14 protein-coding genes and 1 pseudogene are annotated in these 17,344 nt (G+C 67.3%); 8 read left to right on the top strand and 7 right to left on the bottom strand.

Annotated elements, in window-relative coordinates:
- Both K5Q19_RS15350 and K5Q19_RS15345 read right to left on the bottom strand, forming a co-directional pair.
- A partial coding sequence (locus K5Q19_RS15350; protein WP_292946911.1) for an acyl-CoA dehydrogenase occupies positions 1-782 on the bottom strand: 782 nt, incomplete at its 3' end.
- Positions 779-2,128, bottom strand: coding sequence for a phosphotransferase (locus K5Q19_RS15345; RefSeq protein WP_292946909.1), 1,350 nt, complete (start codon positions 2,126-2,128; stop codon positions 779-781). The genes K5Q19_RS15350 and K5Q19_RS15345, both read right to left, overlap by 4 nt.
- Before the next feature lie 229 nt (positions 2,129-2,357).
- Here K5Q19_RS15345 and K5Q19_RS15340 point away from each other — a divergent pair, with 229 nt between their 5' ends.
- Positions 2,358-3,314: a serine hydrolase gene (locus tag K5Q19_RS15340; protein ID WP_292946907.1), complete on the top strand. Its 957-nt coding sequence runs from the start codon at positions 2,358-2,360 to the stop codon at positions 3,312-3,314.
- Between the two features lie 138 nt (positions 3,315-3,452).
- On the opposite strand, the gene K5Q19_RS15335 is transcribed toward K5Q19_RS15340, so the two are convergent.
- The gene (locus K5Q19_RS15335; RefSeq protein ID WP_292946905.1) at positions 3,453-3,647 is read right to left on the bottom strand and encodes a hypothetical protein; all 195 of its coding nucleotides are present in this window, start codon (positions 3,645-3,647) and stop codon (positions 3,453-3,455) included.
- Between the two features lie 289 nt (positions 3,648-3,936).
- Here K5Q19_RS15335 and polA point away from each other — a divergent pair, with 289 nt between their 5' ends.
- Positions 3,937-6,786: a DNA polymerase I gene (gene polA, locus K5Q19_RS15330; protein ID WP_292946903.1), complete on the top strand. Its 2,850-nt coding sequence runs from the start codon at positions 3,937-3,939 to the stop codon at positions 6,784-6,786.
- Between the two features lie 7 nt (positions 6,787-6,793).
- Here polA and K5Q19_RS15325 read toward each other — a convergent pair whose 3' ends face one another.
- Entirely contained in the window at positions 6,794-7,486 is a 693-nt protein-coding gene (locus K5Q19_RS15325; RefSeq protein ID WP_292946901.1) for a hypothetical protein, read from the bottom strand.
- Between the two features lie 156 nt (positions 7,487-7,642).
- Here K5Q19_RS15325 and K5Q19_RS15320 point away from each other — a divergent pair, with 156 nt between their 5' ends.
- Positions 7,643-9,151: a YifB family Mg chelatase-like AAA ATPase gene (locus K5Q19_RS15320; RefSeq protein ID WP_292946898.1), complete on the top strand. Its 1,509-nt coding sequence runs from the start codon at positions 7,643-7,645 to the stop codon at positions 9,149-9,151.
- Positions 9,152-9,159: 8 nt separating this feature from the next.
- On the opposite strand, the gene K5Q19_RS15315 is transcribed toward K5Q19_RS15320, so the two are convergent.
- The 3 genes and pseudogenes from K5Q19_RS15315 to K5Q19_RS15305 all read right to left on the bottom strand — a co-directional run bounded on the left by K5Q19_RS15315 (position 9,160) and on the right by K5Q19_RS15305 (position 13,570).
- Positions 9,160-9,891 carry a LytTR family DNA-binding domain-containing protein gene (locus K5Q19_RS15315; RefSeq protein ID WP_292946896.1) on the bottom strand — a complete coding sequence of 244 codons (732 nt, stop codon included), beginning with the start codon at positions 9,889-9,891 and terminating at the stop codon, positions 9,160-9,162.
- A gap of 10 nt (positions 9,892-9,901) precedes the next feature.
- Positions 9,902-10,633, bottom strand: a pseudogene (locus tag K5Q19_RS15310) (histidine kinase); the annotation flags it as partial.
- 1,413 nt (positions 10,634-12,046) lie between these two features.
- Positions 12,047-13,570 (bottom strand): fumarate hydratase, encoded by a 1,524-nt coding sequence (locus K5Q19_RS15305; RefSeq protein ID WP_292946893.1) that lies wholly within the window; start codon positions 13,568-13,570, stop codon positions 12,047-12,049.
- Between the two features lie 216 nt (positions 13,571-13,786).
- On the opposite strand from K5Q19_RS15305, the gene K5Q19_RS15300 reads away from it, so the two are divergent.
- From K5Q19_RS15300 to K5Q19_RS15280, 5 genes are all read left to right on the top strand, one after another.
- Entirely contained in the window at positions 13,787-14,392 is a 606-nt protein-coding gene (locus K5Q19_RS15300) for a protein-L-isoaspartate O-methyltransferase (protein WP_292946890.1), read from the top strand.
- 5 nt (positions 14,393-14,397) lie between these two features.
- Positions 14,398-15,870 carry a TolC family outer membrane protein gene (locus K5Q19_RS15295; protein ID WP_292946887.1) on the top strand — a complete coding sequence of 491 codons (1,473 nt, stop codon included), beginning with the start codon at positions 14,398-14,400 and terminating at the stop codon, positions 15,868-15,870.
- A 72-nt stretch (positions 15,871-15,942) separates the two neighbouring features.
- Positions 15,943-16,464: a DUF2497 domain-containing protein gene (locus K5Q19_RS15290; protein WP_292946884.1), complete on the top strand. Its 522-nt coding sequence runs from the start codon at positions 15,943-15,945 to the stop codon at positions 16,462-16,464.
- A gap of 18 nt (positions 16,465-16,482) precedes the next feature.
- Positions 16,483-16,911 (top strand): thioesterase family protein, encoded by a 429-nt coding sequence (locus tag K5Q19_RS15285; protein ID WP_292946882.1) that lies wholly within the window; start codon positions 16,483-16,485, stop codon positions 16,909-16,911.
- Positions 16,896-17,273, top strand: coding sequence for a (2Fe-2S) ferredoxin domain-containing protein (locus K5Q19_RS15280; RefSeq protein ID WP_292946879.1), 378 nt, complete (start codon positions 16,896-16,898; stop codon positions 17,271-17,273). The genes K5Q19_RS15285 and K5Q19_RS15280 overlap by 16 nt, the downstream gene beginning before the upstream one ends.
- The last annotated feature ends 71 nt before the right edge of the window (positions 17,274-17,344 follow it).

Below are 17,344 nucleotides of genomic sequence, written 5' to 3'. Positions count from 1 at the left end.
TCGGGCCCGAGCATCGCCGATTCCGGCACCCAGACATTGGTGAGCGAGAGCCGCGGGTGGTCCGTCGGCATGTTGAAGGTCCACATGTATTCCTCGATCACCAGCCCCGGCGAGGGATTGGGCACGAGGAGGCAGGTGATCCCGCGCGCGTCACCCGGCTCGCCCGCCGTGCGCGCAAAGACAGCGCAGTGGCTGGCGATGTGCATGCCGGTGATCCACATCTTCTCGCCATCGATGCGCCAACCGGGCACGCCATCGCGCGTCTCGCGCACCGCGCGGGTTTCCATGTGGGTCGCGTCCGAACCGTGGCGTGCTTCCGTCAGGCCGAAGGAGACGCGGCGCGTGCGCGCGAAGCCGCCGAGGATGAACTCCTCCTGCTGTTCGGGCGTGCCGAAATGCTCGAACATGTTCACGAACGGGAAGTTCCCGACGATCGAATGCTCGTTCTGCAGATCGTTATGGAGGCCAAGCCCCTTCTGCGTGAAGTGATCGCGGATCACCGCCATCCACAGGTTCTTGCCATCCTTGCCGCCGTATTTCTTGGGTGCGGAAAAACGCCAGTGCCCGGCTGCATCGGCGCGGCGCGTCGCCTCGATCAGCAAGGCTTCCCATTCGTGGCGCGGCAGGCCCTGATTCTCGAAATCGGTGCGCGCATATTCGCGGCGGTGATCGAAGAAGCGGATGTTGTCATCCGCCTGTTCGAGCGGCTTGATCTCGGCATCGATGAAGGCGTCGAGCTCGGCGAGATAGCGGGTAAGCTCCTGCGGCAGATCGAAGTTCATGTGTTGCTCTCCCAGATACAGCGCGCTTCGGCGAGCGCAGGATACTTCGGCATGTCGGCGGCCAGCGTACCCAGCACGCGGCGGCGCAGATCGGCGAGCAGGCCCGGCTCGGCAAGTGTGGTGCGACCGGCAAGGATCGCCTCGCAAAGCGCCTTGTCATGCGGATTCGGACGGCCGGCGAGTTCGCGGCGGACGATGCCGAGGGCGTTCTGCGCAACCGCGAGTTCGAAGCGCTCGCGCGGCGCGGCCATGTGCGGCTTCACCGTGGCGGCGAGCCATTCGGAAACGGCGGTGAGGATCTCGACCGCGCTCGGTTCGCCTTCGGCGGGCGCGGGCTGCGAAAGCGGGGGCGGCAGAGGCCGCGCACGTTCGGCTTCGGGTGCATCGGCCTCCAGCAGGAGCAGCAGGTCGAGGTCCTGCTCCGCCGCGCGGCGGGCAACGACGACGCGTTCGAGCGAACGGTCCGCACCGCTGCGCCAGCCCTTGCCCATCGAGAGCGCCGAGAGCGCCCACCAGACCGTGCGGTAGACCAGCCAGAAGCGGAACCGGGCCGGATCGAATGCCGTGCCACCGGCCGCTTCATAGGCGCGGGCCAGGTCCTCGATCTGGCCCAGACCGAAGCCGCGCTTGTCGAGCCGGCCAAAGCGCCAGACGGTCATGCAGCCAAAGGCCAGGTCCTCATGGGCATCGCCGAGGTGCGCGAGCTCCCAATCGAGCACGGCGCTGAGCCGGCCATCCTCCACCATGATGTTGCCGATGCGCAGATCGCCATGGAGCACCGCGAGCGGCGCTGGAGGCGGCAGATTGGCGCGCAGCCATGCAAGGCCGAGGGCAATGGGCGGGCGGTCACCGCGAGCCTCGGCGAACTGTGCGGCGAGCGCTTCAACCCCGGCGGCGGGTTCGAGCACGGGGAGAAACGGCAGGTCGGCCGGATCGAGCGCGTGGACCTTGGCCATCGCGGCTGCGATCTCACCCAGCAGTGCGGGGGGCGACGACAGCGCGTTCTCGGGATCGGGCGAGCCGGGCACGCAGCGCATGATGAAACCGAGGCCGAGATCGTCTTCCGGCAGGAGTTCGGTAACCACTTCGGGCGCGGGCACACCGCCGGTGCGCGCGGCGCGGATCACGGCGGCTTCCTTGGCCATATCGAGATGGCGATTGGCGACCCATTCCGCCGAGGGTGCGCGGCGCAGCACGAACGCTTCGCCGCCGGTCTCGAAACGCCAGCTCTGCATGTTGGCGCCGCCAGAGAGCCGGAGCAGGCCGGAGACCGTGCCGCGCCAGCCGGCGCGCGTCATCACCCGCTGAAGGCCCTCGACCAGAGCTTGTTGCGCCTGCGCCGTCATCCGCTCCTCTCGCCCGCTCTTGATCGGGCTATTCGCTTTGCGCTTGGTGGCGCCACTATCATTAATCGCGCGGTTAATGTCCAGCGCCCGCAACGGCACGGCAAGGCGGGCGGGACGTGCGACCACCTGCGGGAACAGTGCTTGCCGGGGAATCCCAATAAGTTACGGTGCTAATAGAACCTCAACAGGTTTGCAGCTAAGAGGGCGTATGGCTTCGGGCGTCAAACGGATGAGCAAATGGATCGCGGCTGCGCTGTGGTGCGCCGTGCCGCTTGCGCTCGCCGCCGCCCCGGCCCAGGCCCGCCCCGGCTCCAGCCTGCAGAGCGCGCGCGATGCCGCGATCGAGAGCCAGGTGTCTGCAATCGTGGCGCAAGGGCGTGGTCGGATCGGGGTTGCCGCGGTTGATCTCGATGGCGGCGGGCAGATCCTGATCAACGGCGACATGCCGTTTCCGATGGCCAGCACCGCCAAGATCGCCATTGCCGCCACCTACCTTTCCGGCGTGGAGCAGGGCCGCCTGCGGCTCGACCAGCAGTTCCCCATGATGGTGCCGGTAGCCGAATCCGCCGAATCGCGCGGGTCCGTCGCCGCTGTCCGGCCCGGCACAGTGATGTCCGCGCAGAGCCTGATGGAACTCTCCATCACGCGCAGCGATAACCACGCGACCGACGGCCTGATCGCCGCCGTCGGCGGGATTGGCGCGGTGAACACCTGGCTCAGCCGGATCGGCGTGACAGGCCAGCATCTCGACCACACGATGGCGACGCTGGTGCGCGACGATGGCCGGGTCAATCCGGTGACGACGATCGACACCCGCACCAGCAGCACGCCGCGCGCCATGGTGCAGCTCCTCGCCGCAATCGATCGCGGCGGCGCGCTCAGCCCGGAAAGCCGCGCGGTGCTGCTCGATACGATGACCCGCACCAGCACCGGCCGCAACCGCATCCGCAGCGGCCTGCCCGAGGGCGTCGTCTTCGCGCACAAGACGGGGACGCTGGCCGGAGTGACCGACGATGTCGGCATCGTGCGCCTGCCCGATGGGCGGCACCTTGCCATCGCGATTTTCGTGACGGGGCCGGAAGGCCACACCGCGCATGCCGGTCTGATCGCGCAGATCGCCCGTGTGCTCTACGACGGTTTCAGCCAGCCCCCGCTGCCCAGCAGCTTCGAGACGGCGCGCCGCTGATTTTCTGACACGCTGACGATCCGGCCTGCGTCCCCGGCGCAGGCATCTGGTCGTGCGCGCAAGCCGCACAAAAGAGAAGGGGCGCAACCGCCAAAGCGGTCACGCCCCTCTATCTCTATCAAACCCTTGCGGGGTTGATTACATGTGAGCGGCTTCGCTCGAAGCGTCAGCAGCCGGAGCCGAAGCGTCTTCCGACGGAGCAGCCGAGGCGTCCATGGCGGCTTCGGTCGATTCCATAGCAGCTTCGGTAGCCGGGGCTTCAGGAGCCTTTTCCGAGCAACCGGCGAGAGCAAAGGCAGTGCCGGCGACTGCGGCGAGGAGGAGCTTGCGCATGCGTTACAATCCCTGGATTGAAGTGGACCGCGCCGGGCCCGCAGCCCGCCGCAAAGCCTACTCTGGCGGTAGACTTCTCGCCCCAATTAATCGGCAATTCACCTGCTTGCAAGTCTTAGGAGCAGCAAACCCGTCATAGACCGGTTATATTTCTGAATTACAACGTTTTTTGCAGAACTGCCAGAGCCCGAAAGCCGGGATTCGGCGGCGATGAATCACCGCATCATTGCTGCAGCGCCGCAGGACAGGGCGCTTTCGCTTGGCGGAGCGAGGCGCTACCACATCGGGCATGGAACCTTCCGCGCAGCCCGCTTCGCCGCCACGGCCGGCCCAACGTCATCTCTATCTGATCGACGGTTCAGCCTATATCTTCCGTGCCTACCACCGCCTGCCACCGCTGACCAACCCGGCAGGCGTGCCGGTCGGCGCGGTCTACGGCTATACGACGATGCTGTGGAAACTGGCCGAGGATCTGCACAAGGCGGACGGGCCGACGCACCTTGCGGTGATCCTCGACAAAGGTTCGATCACCTTCCGCAACGACCTTTATGACCAGTACAAGGCGAACCGTCCACCGCCGCCCGAAGACCTCGTTCCGCAGTTTCCGCTGATCCGCGACGCGACGCGCGCGTTCAGCCTCGCTTGCATCGAGGAAGAAGGGCTGGAGGCCGACGACCTCATCGCCTCCTACGCGCGCGCGGCGGCCTTGCAAGGCTGGAACGTCACGATCGTCTCGTCGGACAAGGACCTGATGCAGCTGGTCGGCCGCAAGACCGAGGCTGGCGGTTATGTCGACATGCTGGATACGATGAAGAACCAGCGCATCGACATACCCGAAGTCATGGAGAAGTTCGGCGTCGAGCCCGAGCGGGTGGGCGATGTGCTGGCGCTGATGGGCGATGCGGTGGACAATGTGCCCGGCATTCGCGGGATCGGACCCAAGACCGCGACCAAGCTGATCCAGGAGCACGGCACGCTCGAAGGCGCGCTCGCCGCCGCCCCTGCGATGAAGCCGGGGAAGCTGCGCGACAGCCTGATCGAGCAGGCCGACATGGCGCGGCTTTCGCGCCAACTCGTGCAGCTCAAGGAAGATTGCGAACTGCCGCTGCCACTCGAGTCCTTCGAGCTGACGGCCATTCCGCCCGAGCCGCTGGCCGCGTTCCTCGGCGAGCATGGCTTCACCAGCCTGCTGCGCAAGCTGGGCACCGCGCCGGCGGAAACATCCGCCACGCCCGGCGCTCCTGCCAAGCCAGACGGTGCGGCACAGACGCGCCAGAGCCTGCCGGAATGGCCCGCCATCGACACTGCCGGCTATCGCTGCCTGCAGACGCTGGACGAGATCGTCGCGTGGGTGAAGCGCGCAGCCGCCGCGCGTGTCGTGGCGGTCGATACCGAGACCAGCGCGCTCGATGCGATGCAGGCGGACCTCGTCGGCGTGAGCCTTGCGCTCGGGCCGGGCGATGCCTGCTATATCCCGCTCGGCCACCGCGGGTCGGACATGTTTGCCGAAGCACCGGTACAGGCCCCGCGCGAGGCGGCGCTGGCACTGCTGAAGCCGCTGCTCGAAAGCGATGCGGTCCTCAAGATCGGGCAGAACATCAAGTACGATATCAACGTGCTGGCCCGCTACGGCGTGATGGTTTCGCCGATCGACGATACGATGGTGATGAGCTTCTGCCTCGATGCCGGACGCGGCGAGGCGGGGGTTGGCGGGCACGGCATGGACGAGCTTGCCGCCCGCCTGCTCGGCCACACCACGATTGCTTTCAAGGACCTTTGCGGCACCGGCAAGAAGGCGATTTCGTTTGCCGAAGTGCCGCTGGCAGACGCGACGCGCTATGCTGCAGAGGACGCCGAAGTGACGTGGCGGCTGCACGCCCTGCTTGCCCCGCGCCTTGCCGAAGAGGGCGGCACGCGCATCTACCAGCGCGTTGATCGCCCGCTGGTACCCGTGGTGGCGAGCATGGAAAGGCATGGCATCCGCGTCGATCGCGAACGGCTGGCTGGGCTTTCAGCGCAGTTTGCCGAGACGATCGCGGGCCTTGAAACCGTGATCCACGAGAAGGCGGGCCAGCCCTTCACCATCGGCAGCCCCAAGCAACTGGGCGAGATCCTGTTCGACAAGCTCGGCTACAAGGGCGGCAAGAAGGGCAAGACCGGGCAGTATTCGACCGACCAGTCGGTGCTGGAAGGCCTTGCCGCGCAGGGCGCCGAAGTGGCCACGCTGGTGCTCGAATGGCGCCAGCTCTCGAAGCTCAAATCGACCTATACCGATGCGCTGCAGGCCGCGATCAACCCCGCGACGGGGCGCGTACACACCAGCTACAGCCTCGTCGGCGCGCAGACCGGGCGGCTTTCCTCCAACGATCCCAACCTGCAGAACATCCCGATCCGCACCGAGATCGGCCGCCAGATTCGCGAGGCCTTCGTGGCCGAACCGGGCAACGTGCTGCTGGCAGCGGACTACAGTCAGATCGAGCTGCGGCTTGCGGCGCACATGGCCGATGTGCCTGCCTTGAAGGAAGCATTTGCCGCGGGCGAGGACATCCACTCACGCACCGCGCAGGAACTGTTCGGCACGGTGGACCGCGATACGCGCGGGCGGGCCAAGACGATCAACTTCGCGATCCTCTACGGCATCAGCCGCTGGGGCCTTGCGGGACGTCTGGGCGTGACGGCGGACGAAGCGCAGGCGATGATCGACCGCTATTTCGAGCGCTTCCCGGGCATCCAGCGCTATATCCACGAGACGCTCGAAAGCGTCCGTGCGCGTGGCTATTCGGAGACGCTGTTCGGCCGCAAGACATGGTTCCCGCGCATCAATTCGAAGAATCAGGCCGAGCGGCAGGGCAGCGAACGCGCGGCGATCAACGCGCCGATCCAGGGCACCAGCGCCGATATCATCAAGCGCGCGATGGCGCGGATGAACCCGGCGCTTGCTGCGGCGGGCCTCGGTCATGTCCGGATGCTGCTGCAGGTGCACGACGAACTGGTGTTCGAACTGCCCGAGGGCGATGTCGCCGCTGCGAAGCCGGTGATCGAGGCGGTGATGGCGGGTGCGGCGGAACCGGCGGTCATGCTCACCGTGCCGCTGGGCGTGGAGATCGGAACCGGCCCGAGCTGGGGTGCGGCGCACTGAGCGCGGGCTACTCTACCTTGACGTAGGGCCTGATATCCTTGGTCCGCAGCCAGAGCATCTGCTCGTTCGGCACCGAATTGGTCAGCGCGTAGAGCTGCTCAGCCTCCTCGGCGCTGAGCCCCATCTCGCGGTAGTAGTCGAGGTAGGCCTTGTTGGGGCCTTCATCGGGGGCGAAGTCGTCGGGCTGATGGCCGTCCTCGTCCTTCCACGCATGGACGCCGAATTCGGCGTCAGGCGCGGCATGGCGGGTCGTGCCGGCAAGGAAGATCTCGAACCCGCCCGACCGGACCGAGCCGCCGGAGGGCACATCGGTGGCGATGCCCTGCTTGCGGATCATCCGGCCAAGCGCGAGGTTGGCCCCATCGTCCGAGGTGCCCGGGCACTCGACCAGCTCCAGCACGCGGATGCCCGGGTTGGCTTGGAGCATCTCGCGGAACTGCGACGGCGACTGGTCGTTGATTTCACCCACCAGAGCGGCATGCGTCGTATCGACCACCGCAAAGGGGCCGAAGCGCGCGAGGCCCTCGATCGCTCTGGCAATCCGCTGGCTCCGCGGCTCCTCGACCACGGTGCGCGTGGTGGTCACTTCGGTCCAGGTGGTGCCGTGCGAATCGACCCAGGTGCGCGTCGCCGCCTGCTGCGCGGCGGCTGGCGCCGCGCCAGCGATGCCGAGGAGCAAGGCGCAGGCGAGTCGGTTCATGGTATGCGCATAATCTCGCCATGCTTTCCGATTTTCCAGCAAAACGCGGTGAATCGTTCTTAAGACCTTTTGGCTCCAATTTGGCGAGACCGGCTGCCTGCCCCTATCCGCCATCCGTGGCCGCCCTTAGTCTGCCGTGCCGAGTTGGGGGTTGGTATGGTCGCGCTGGTATCCACGGTTGCCTATCTGGGGCTCGAGGCGCGCGCGGTTGAAGTGCAGTGCCAGATCGCACCGGGCCTGCCGGCCTTCCGCGTCGTCGGACTGCCCGACAAGGCGGTGGGCGAAAGCCGCGAGCGGGTGCATTCCGCGCTCACCGCGCTGGGCCTTGCGCTGCCGCCCAAGCGCATCACGGTGAACCTTTCGCCGGCGGACCTGCCGAAGGAAGGCTCGCACTACGATCTGCCGATCGCTCTGGCCCTGCTCGCCGCGATGGGGGTGGTCGATCTGGAAGCCATCGCCGAATTCGTCGCGGTGGGCGAGCTCGCGCTTGATGGGCGCGTGATCGCCAGCCCCGGCGTGCTGCTGGCGGCGCTTCATGCCAGCGGGATCGAGAAGGGGCTGATCTGCCCCGCCGCGCAAGGCGCCGAAGCGCGCTGGGCGAGAGGGGTGGAGGTGGTCGCCGCGCCCGATCTGATCAGCTTGCTCAACCACCTCAAGGGCACGATGCGGCTGCCGGTGCCGGAGCCGGGCGAAGTCGACGCGCCAGCGCGGCGCGCGGACCTCAGGCAAGTGAAAGGCCAAGAAACCGCCAAGCGCGCGCTGGAGATCGCGGCAGCGGGCGGACACAATCTGCTGATGATCGGGCCGCCGGGCGCGGGCAAATCACTGATGGCCTCATGCCTGCCCGGAATCCTGCCGGAGCTGACACCCGCCGAGGCGCTGGAAGCCTCGCTCGTCGCCTCGGTTGCGGGATTGCTGGAGGAAGGGCGGATCAGCCGGGCGCGCCCTTTCCGCAGTCCGCACCATTCGGCCTCGATGGCCGCGCTGACGGGTGGCGGGCTTCGGGTCCGCCCGGGCGAGGTGAGCCTCGCGCATCTCGGCGTGCTGTTCCTCGACGAACTGCCCGAATTTCAGCGCGCGGTGCTCGATTCGCTGCGCCAGCCGCTGGAGACGGGCGAAGTCACCGTCGCGCGTGCCAATGCCCATGTGACCTTCCCGGCGCGGGTGCAGCTGATCGCGGCGATGAACCCGTGCCGCTGCGGGTACCTCGGTGATCCGGCTCTCGGATGCAGCCGCGCGCCGCGCTGTGCAGGGGATTACCAGTCCAAGGTTTCGGGACCGCTGCTCGACCGGATCGACCTGCACGTCGAGGTGGACCCCGTTTCCGCCGCCGATCTGGCCTTGCCGCCCCCTGCCGAAGGATCAGACGCTGTCGCCGCGCGGGTGGCGGCGGCACGGCGGGTGCAAACCGCGCGCCTCGACGGCAGTGGGCGGCGCACCAATGCCGAACTGGAAGGCGATCTCCTCGAACAGTATGCCACGCCCGACGAGCCGGGGCGCAAGCTGCTGGCACAAGCGGCAGAGGCCATGCGGCTATCGGCGCGTGGCTACACCCGCATGCTGCGCGTGGCGCGCACGATTGCGGACTTGGCAGGGGCGGAAACGATCGGGCGGGTGCATGTGGCGGAAGCGCTGAGCTATCGGCGGATTGCGCCCAGAGCCTGACGTCGCAGTTAGCGCCCCGCCATCGCCTTGGCCTTGGCCAGATAGGTCCGTCCGATCCGCAGCAATTCCCCATCCACCAGCTGCGCCGACCACACCCCCAGCCCATCGTGTTTCAGCCCCGCGATCCGGTCGCGGCGCACGATCGTCGAGCGGTGGAGGCGGATGAAGCGTTCGGGGTCGAGCCGGTCTTCGAGGCGCTGGATCGTGTGGAGCAGGAGGTAGCTGCGGGCCCCGACATGGAGGCGCACATAGTCGCGCTCGGCGTCGATGCGGTCGATGTCTCCGGCAGCGATGCGGATCAGTTCGCTGCGGTGGGGGACCCAGAATTCCTCGATCCACGGACTTTCGACGGGGGCCTCGGCAGGGGCCGGCGCCACACCGTCGCGCCGGGCAAGCGCACGCTCTACGGCCCGTTCAAGCCGGTCCTGCGCCACGGGCTTGAGCACATAGTCCACCGCGTCGCAATCGAACGCTTCCACCGCGAAGTGATCGTGCGCGGTCACGAAGATCACCGCCGGGCGCGGCGACTGGCGCGCAAGGCCCCGCGCGACGCCGAGGCCATCGACTTCGGGCATCGTCATGTCTAGCAGCACGAGCTCGGGCGCAAGGGCCTCGCACAGACGCAGCGCCGCCGCGCCGTCGCTCGCGGTGCCGACGACATGGAGCGCCGGAATGCGGGCGCAGAGGATCTGCATGCGCTCCACCGCCAGCGGCTCATCATCGACGATCAAGGTCCGCATTACATCTCCCTCATTCGCAACCCGACCGCACCAGCGGGATCGTCAGCACCGTGGCATAGCCGCCCGCCGGCAGGGCGCCGCTTTCCACCCGCGCCTCATCGCCAAAGCGCGCGGCGAGCCGGTTGCGCACGTTCTCCAGCCCGATCCCGGTGCCGCCGTTCTGGCTCGTCTTGCCCGGGCCGTCGTCCGCGACGGTGAGCACGAGCTTGCCGCCGGCTTCCTGCGCGGCAATGCGGATAGTGACAGGGCGGGTGCTGGCCGAAACGCCGTACTTGATCGAATTTTCCACCAGCGGCTGCAGGATCATCCCCGGCACGCAGGCGCTATCGAGCCCCGGCGGCACATCGAATTCGCAGACCAGCCGCTCCGGGAAGCGCACCGCTTCGATTTCGAGGTAATGGCGCTGCAGTGCGATCTCGTCGGCCAGCGGCACGTCTGCCGTGGGATCACCGGCAAGGCTGTGGCGGTAGAAACTGGAGATCGTCTGGATCATCTTCTCGGCCTGTTCGGTGCGGCCGACCATGACGAGCGCGGAGAGCGAATTCAGCGTGTTGAACAGGAAGTGCGGATTGACCTGATAGCGCAAGCTGCGCAGCTCGGCCGCCTTGGCCGCGCGCTTGTATTCGCCTTCGCGCCGTTCGGAAGCGCGCGCCATTTCGGCGTTGCCGAGCGCGATATAGAGCCCGGCCCAGGCGATCAGCAGGAAATAGCGGCCAAGCGCGACATCGGTAAGCTGCTTCCACAGGCCCTCGTCCTCAATCATCTTGGTGATGATGGCGCCATGGATCTGCACATCGCTGTCAGTGGCGGCAGGAGCGGGTGCCGGGCTTGCCGCAGGAACGGGCGAGGATGAAGCTGACTGCGCTGGTGATGGTGCCGCTTTTGCGGCGGGCCGGGCTGCCGCTTGGCGGACAGCCGGTTGAGGCCTTGCGGCACGCGCCCTGTGTTCCTTCACGCCGCGCGCGCGGACTTCCTTCACCGCCTCGCCAACGGGACCTGCAGGGGCAGGCGGCACGTCCTTCTCCGCAATCAGACCCGCATCGGCAAGGCCGCGCAGCACGTTCCAGCGCACGGCATCGATCCCGGCGAGCCGCGCCTGCGCCGCCGACAACTGGGCCTCGCTTCGCGCCCGTTCCATTTCCCGCTGTGCTTCGGCGACTTCGCGCTGCGCCTCTGCCAGTTCATCGGCGAGTTCATCGGCATGATCGGCATCGGTGACGATCCGTCGGGCTCCGACGTGAACTTCTGCGCGGCCATCGCTGCGCCTGATGATCGAAACGCCGCCGGGCGCGGTGATCACGGCTTCTGCTTCGCCGCCGCCTTCGCTGCCCGGCTCCTCAGCGGCTTCCGGGGGCGGCGCGGGCGGTGCCTTGGCCGAACGCGGAGGGGCCGGAGGAGCGGGCGGTGCGGGCGGCTCGGGGGGCGGCAGCGGAGCAGGAATGGCCTGCGGCGGATCGGCGACGTCGATCAGCACGTTGCCTGAAACATCGTGGCGGACACGCACCGTCGGCAGCGGTAAACTCGACGGCGAAACGCCGGGCACGGCGCCCCGCCCGGCGCGAATCGCCCTCGCCGCCGCCTCGACCTGCGCCTGCGCCGCCTTTGCCTCGCGCTCGATCAGCTTTTTCTCGACGGGCGCAAAGCACTGCTGGTTGATTGCGGCCAGCGCCAGCGCGGCAGGGAGCATGATGATCAGCGCCGCGCCGATCCGCGCCCCGTTGCTGCGCCCATCGAACCGGCGCAGCACCGGCCAGGCGAGAAGCGTCACCGCAATGCCCGCGAGCGTGACCACCGCGCGGCGCCACAGCAGCTCATTGAACTCGCCGAGATCGACCACGATCCCGCGCAGGGTGATCAGCAGGAAATAGGTAAGCCACAGTGCCGCAGCAGACAGCAACACGGCGCGCGCGGGCACGTGCGGTCGTTCGGCGGCAATATCGGCGGGAACACTGGCCATTCGGGCACTCTTACGCCCAACTGCCCGGCCCACGCCAGCCGGACAGTCGAGCGCAGTCAGCCGTTGGTCGATTGCTTGCGAAACGCGCGAAGAAGCGCGTTTCGAGGCGGCACCGGCCCGCTCCCCCGCCCGGCCACCCACGAGAGTACCCTGAATGGGTGGCCGGGCGGGGGAGCGGGCTGGTGCCGCAACTGGCCATCAAGCCGGAAGCAGCCCTTCGTCCGCGATCTTCTTCTTCCACACGAGCGGGGCGAGCTGGTGCACGTTCTGCCCGGTCGAATCGACCGCCACCGTCACCGGCATGTCCTCCACAGTGAATTCGTAGATCGCCTCCATACCGAGATCGGCAAAGCCCACGACCTTCGACTGCTTGATCGCGCGGCTGACGAGATAGGCCGCGCCGCCGACCGCCATGAGATAGGCCGACTTGTGCCTGGCGATGGACTCGGTCGCCGCCACGCCGCGCTCGGCCTTGCCGACCGAGGCGAGCAGGCCAAGGTTCAGCATCGTGTCGGAGAACTTGTCCATGCGCGTCGCGGTGGTAGGGCCGGCCGGGCCGACGACTTCCTCGCGCACCGGATCGACCGGGCCGACATAGTAGATCACCCGGCCCTTGAAATCGACCGGCAGCTCCTCGCCTTTGGCCAGCATGTCGGCAATGCGCTTGTGCGCGGCATCGCGGCCGGTGAGCATCTTGCCATTGAGCAGCAGGCGATCGCCCTGCTTCCAGCTCTGCACTTCTTCCGCGGTCAAGGTATCGAGATTGACGCGCTTGGCCGCCACATCGGGCGCCCAGTGCACATCGGGCCATTCGTCGAGCTTGGGCGCTTCGAGGAACGCGGGGCCGGAGCCATCAAGGGTGAAGTGCGCGTGGCGCGTGGCGGCGCAATTGGGAATCATCGCGACCGGCTTGCCCGCCGCGTGGCACGGCGCGTCCATGATCTTGACGTCGAGGATCGTCGAAAGTCCGCCAAGGCCCTGCGCACCGATGCCGAGCGCGTTGACCTTGTCGAAGATCTCGATGCGCAGCGCCTCGATATCGTTCTGCGGCCCGCGCAGCTTCAATTGCGCCATGTCGATCGGCTCCATCAGCGCCTGCTTGGCGAGCAGCATGCAGTGCTCCGCCGTGCCGCCGATGCCGATGCCGAGCATGCCCGGCGGGCACCAGCCGGCGCCCATCTGCGGCAGCATTTCGAGCACCCAGTCGACGATCGAATCGCTGGGGTTCATCATCTTGAACTTCGACTTGTTCTCGCTGCCGCCACCTTTGGCTGCGACATCGACCGAGACCGTGTTGCCCTTCACCATTTCGACGTGGAGCACGCAGGGCGTGTTGTCGCGCGTGTTGCGGCGGGTGAAGGCCGGGTCTGCCAGCACCGAAGCGCGCAGCTTGTTGTCGGGATCGAGATAGGCGCGGCGCACGCCTTCATCGACGACGTCCTGCAGGCTCTTGTCGCTGGCGAGGCGGCAATCCTGGCCCCACTTCACGAAGACGTTGACGATGCCGGTATCCTGGCAGATCGGGCGGTGCCCTTCGGCACACATGCGGCTGTTGGTGAGGATCTGGGCGATCGCATCCTTCGCAGCAGGCCCTGCTTCCGCCTTGTAGGCTTCACCCAGCGCACGGATGTAGTCCATCGGGTGGAAGTAGCTGATATATTGCAGCGCATCGGCCACGCTCTCGATGAGGTCTTCCTCACGGATCGTTGTCATCTCTGCCATGGCTGGTTCCTTCCGCTGGTTTGGAGCCCGCGAGCCGCGGGCCCATTCGATGAACCGCCGTTTAGCCATCGACCAGCGTCATGCAAAGCGCTTGGCGCGCCGGGGACGATATTCTAAGGGCTTGGCGTGACTTGGCCGCACATTGGGCGCGGCCCATGGTCCGGATTGCCCCGGTTCTCCCGGCATTGCAGTCCGGCCCAGCAAGTGAGGGATTTCATGACGGTAGTGGAAGAACGCGCAAACGTGGCAGATGCCGGCAGCGAGGCCGCACGCCGCGCCATGATCGACAGCCAGCTGCGCGTGAGCGGCATCAACGACCCGGCCATTCTCGCCGCCTTCCTCGCTGTCCCGCGCGAAGACTTTGTGCCCGAGGCGCGCCGCCCGGTCGCCTATGCCGATCGCGCCGTGGCACTGGGCGATGGCGCCGTGCTCTCGCCCGCGCTGACCTATGGCCAGATGCTCACCGCCGCGCAGCCTAGCGGCGAGGACAGCGTGCTGGTGATCGGCGCTCCGGGCGGATACCTCGCCGCGCTTGCCGAAAAGCTGGCTGCGAAGGTCACCCTCGTCGCTGCGACGGGAGACTGGGCCAAGGCCGGCGAGCATTCGCTGGTGCTGGTCGACGGGGCCATCGAAGAAATGCCCGCCGCGATGGCCGATGTGGTTGCCGCGGAAGGCCGACTGGTCACCGGCGTGGTCGAACGCGGCGTGACCCGCTTGGCGATCGGCCGCAAGGTGGCGGGCGCGCTCGCCCTGACCGTGCTTGCCGAAGCCGACTTTGCCGCCATTGCCGCCTTTGCGGCGCGCCCGAAGTGGAGCTTCTGAACATCATGATTCGCGCCTTTCGCGCTGCTCCCGCGCTCCCGGCGCTTGCCCTGACGCTTGCCCTGCCGCTGACCGCCGTTCCCGCGCAGGCCGACGACTTGCAGGGCGCGCTCGCCGCGGCCTATGCAACCAACCCCGATCTCGCCGCCGCGCGCGCCAACCAGCGCGCGACCGACGAAGGCGTGCCGATTGCCCGTGCGCCGGGCCTCCCCAGCCTGACAGGGACGGTCAACTATACCGAGTTCCTCAGGGTCGGGCCGAACGCGTTCCTCGCGCCCAAACGCCAGCTCACGGTCGATCCGACGCTTTCGGTGCCGATCTATTCGGGCGGCGCGGTGCGCAGTTCGCTCGCCGCTGCCAAGATCCGGGTCGAGGCCGGGCAGGCCGGGCTGCGCGGCACCGAATCGGGCGTGTTCAGCCAGGTTGTTGCCGCCTACATGGACGTGATCCGCGATGCCGCGACCGTGGGCCTCAACCGCAGCAACGTGCAGGTGCTCGAGGTCAATCTCAAGGCGACCACCGACCGCTTCGAGATCGGCGATGTGACCCGCACCGACGTCGCCCAATCCAATTCGCGCCTCGCCCTCGCCCGCGCCGATCTGCGCAGCGCCGAGGCCGCGCTCGTCGCCAGCCGTGAGCGCTATGTCCAGATCGTCGGCCAGGCGCCGACCGATCTCCAGCCGCCGCCGCCGCTCGCCGGGCTACCCGCCACGCCAGAGGAAGCGGTTCAGACCGCGCTCGACAACAATCCCGATCTGGAAGCCGCGCGCCAGCGCACCAAGGCGGCAGGCTATGATGCCAAGGCCGCCGGTGCAGGCCGTCTGCCCACCGTCTCGCTCTTCACCTCGGGCGAATACTCGACCTTCTTCGGTTCGCTCGGCGGCGGCGCGGTCGGCGGCAACTTCGTGCAGAGCCAGACGACAGCGCAGGCCGGTGCGCGCATCTCGATCCCGATTTTCCAGGGCGGTCTCCCCGCCGCGCAGCAGCGCCGGGCCCAGGCCACGGCGAGCGCGACCGAGGAGCAGGAAATCTCCACCGAGCGCCAGGTAATCGCCAATGTCCGCTCGGCCTATACGCAGTGGCGCGCGGCGAACGACGTGATCACGCTCAACCAGACCGCGGTCGATGCAGCTGCGCTCAGCCTTGAAGGCGTGCGCGCGGAAAACACCGTGGGCAACCGCACGATCCTCAACATCCTCGATGCCGAGCAGGAACTGGTCCGCGCGCAAGTCGGGCTCGTGGCCGCGCGCCGCAATGCCTATGTCGCCGCATTCAACCTGCTGTCCGCGATGGGCAAGGCACAGGCCACCGATCTCGGCTTCGATCCCGCCACGCTCTACGATCCCGAGGCCAATTATCGTCGTGTGCGCGGGCGCGTGTTCGACTGGTCGCTCGATTCCCCGACACCGGCTAAGGCCACCCGGACGGTTGACACTCCCGCCCAAACTGCAACAATTTCTCCACAACCTGTTCCGTAATGGTAGAGAGCCGCCTGAGGGTGCCTGATTCGTTCAGGGCCCGTCGGCCCGATCGATTGTGTGGGGATAAGGATGCGTCAGGCTTCGGAACCTTCGGTCGAGGAAATCCTCGAATCGATCAAAAAGGTGATCGCGCGCGACAATCGCGCTGAAGCCGCGCGTGAGCGCGGTCGCCGCGATACGGCGGCAGAACCGGCCCCGGCTCAGGCACCGCGCGTTTCGGCCCGTTTGGCTGCAAGCGGCCAAGGGCGCCCGGCTTCGTTTCCGGCCGATGTGCTCGATCTCAGCGAAGTTGCCGCACAGATTCTGGGCGAGGACCGCGCCGCCTCCGTCGAGGCGGACGAAGAGGAAGACGCACCGCTGCTGGCGGAAGAAACCACCGCATCGATGCGCGATTCGCTGGCCGCGCTTGCCATGCTGTCCGCGCCCGGGGCTTCCCCGCAGATCGTGCGTTCCGGCGAAACCTCGCTCGAATCGCTGGTGCGCGACATGCTGCGTCCGGCGCTGGCTGAATGGCTCGACAAGAACCTGCCGCCGATGGTGGAGAAGCTCGTCGCGGCGGAAATCGCGCGGATCGTCGGCAAGAAGGGCTGAGCGGCAAACACCGCGCCCATGGCCAGACCTGATCCCGCGCTGCTCGATCCCGCGCGCTATCCTTTCGGCAATGCCGTCACCACGCGGTTTGCCGATCTCGATCCCAACGGCCACATCAACAACGTGGCGATGGCCGCGGTGTTCGAGGATGCACGGCTGCGCTTCATCAACGCCGTGGGCATGCCGAAGAACACCGATGGCGCGCGCTTCATGGTCGCCAACGTGACGATCGATTATCTGGCGCAGGCCTATTACCCGGCCGGCCTCGAATGCCGTGTCGGCGCGCTGCCAGGCGGACGCAGCAGCTGGAGCCTCAGACAATTGCTTCTGCAGGATGGCCGCCCGGTGGCGACCGCGCACGTGACAATCGTGTTCACTGATGGCGAGCGGCCGCAGCCGATCGACCCAGCTCTGCGCGAAAGGCTCGATGCATGGCTGATTCGGTGAAGCCTGACGAAATCACGCTCGCGCGGCAGGCGGTCGCAGGCCTCGGCGGCTTTGCCCCGCAGCGCCACATCCTGCTTTGCGCCGGGCCGGAAAAGGACAAGTGCGCCCCGCGCGAGGAAGGCGATGCGGCGTGGAACTTCCTCAAGAAGCGGCTGGGCGAACTCAAACTGGGCGGACCGCAGGGCGTGCTGCGCAACAAGGTCGGCTGCCTGCGCGTCTGCGCCGCGGGGCCGGTCGCGCTCGTCTATCCGGACAACGTCTGGTATCATTCCTGCACGCCCGAAGTGCTGGAGCGGATCATCCAGGAACATGTGATCGGCGGGGTACCTGTCGAGGAATACCGCCTCACGCCACCCGGCTAGACTCGTTTTCAGATTGATTGAATCGCGAGGGATTCCCAAGCGTCGCTGTTTCTGATTCAACCTGCTGGCTG

The sequence above is a fragment of the Novosphingobium sp. genome (assembly GCF_019748365.1).
Lineage (GTDB): Bacteria > Pseudomonadota > Alphaproteobacteria > Sphingomonadales > Sphingomonadaceae > Novosphingobium.
This window is presented reverse-complemented; position numbering and strand designations above follow the sequence as displayed.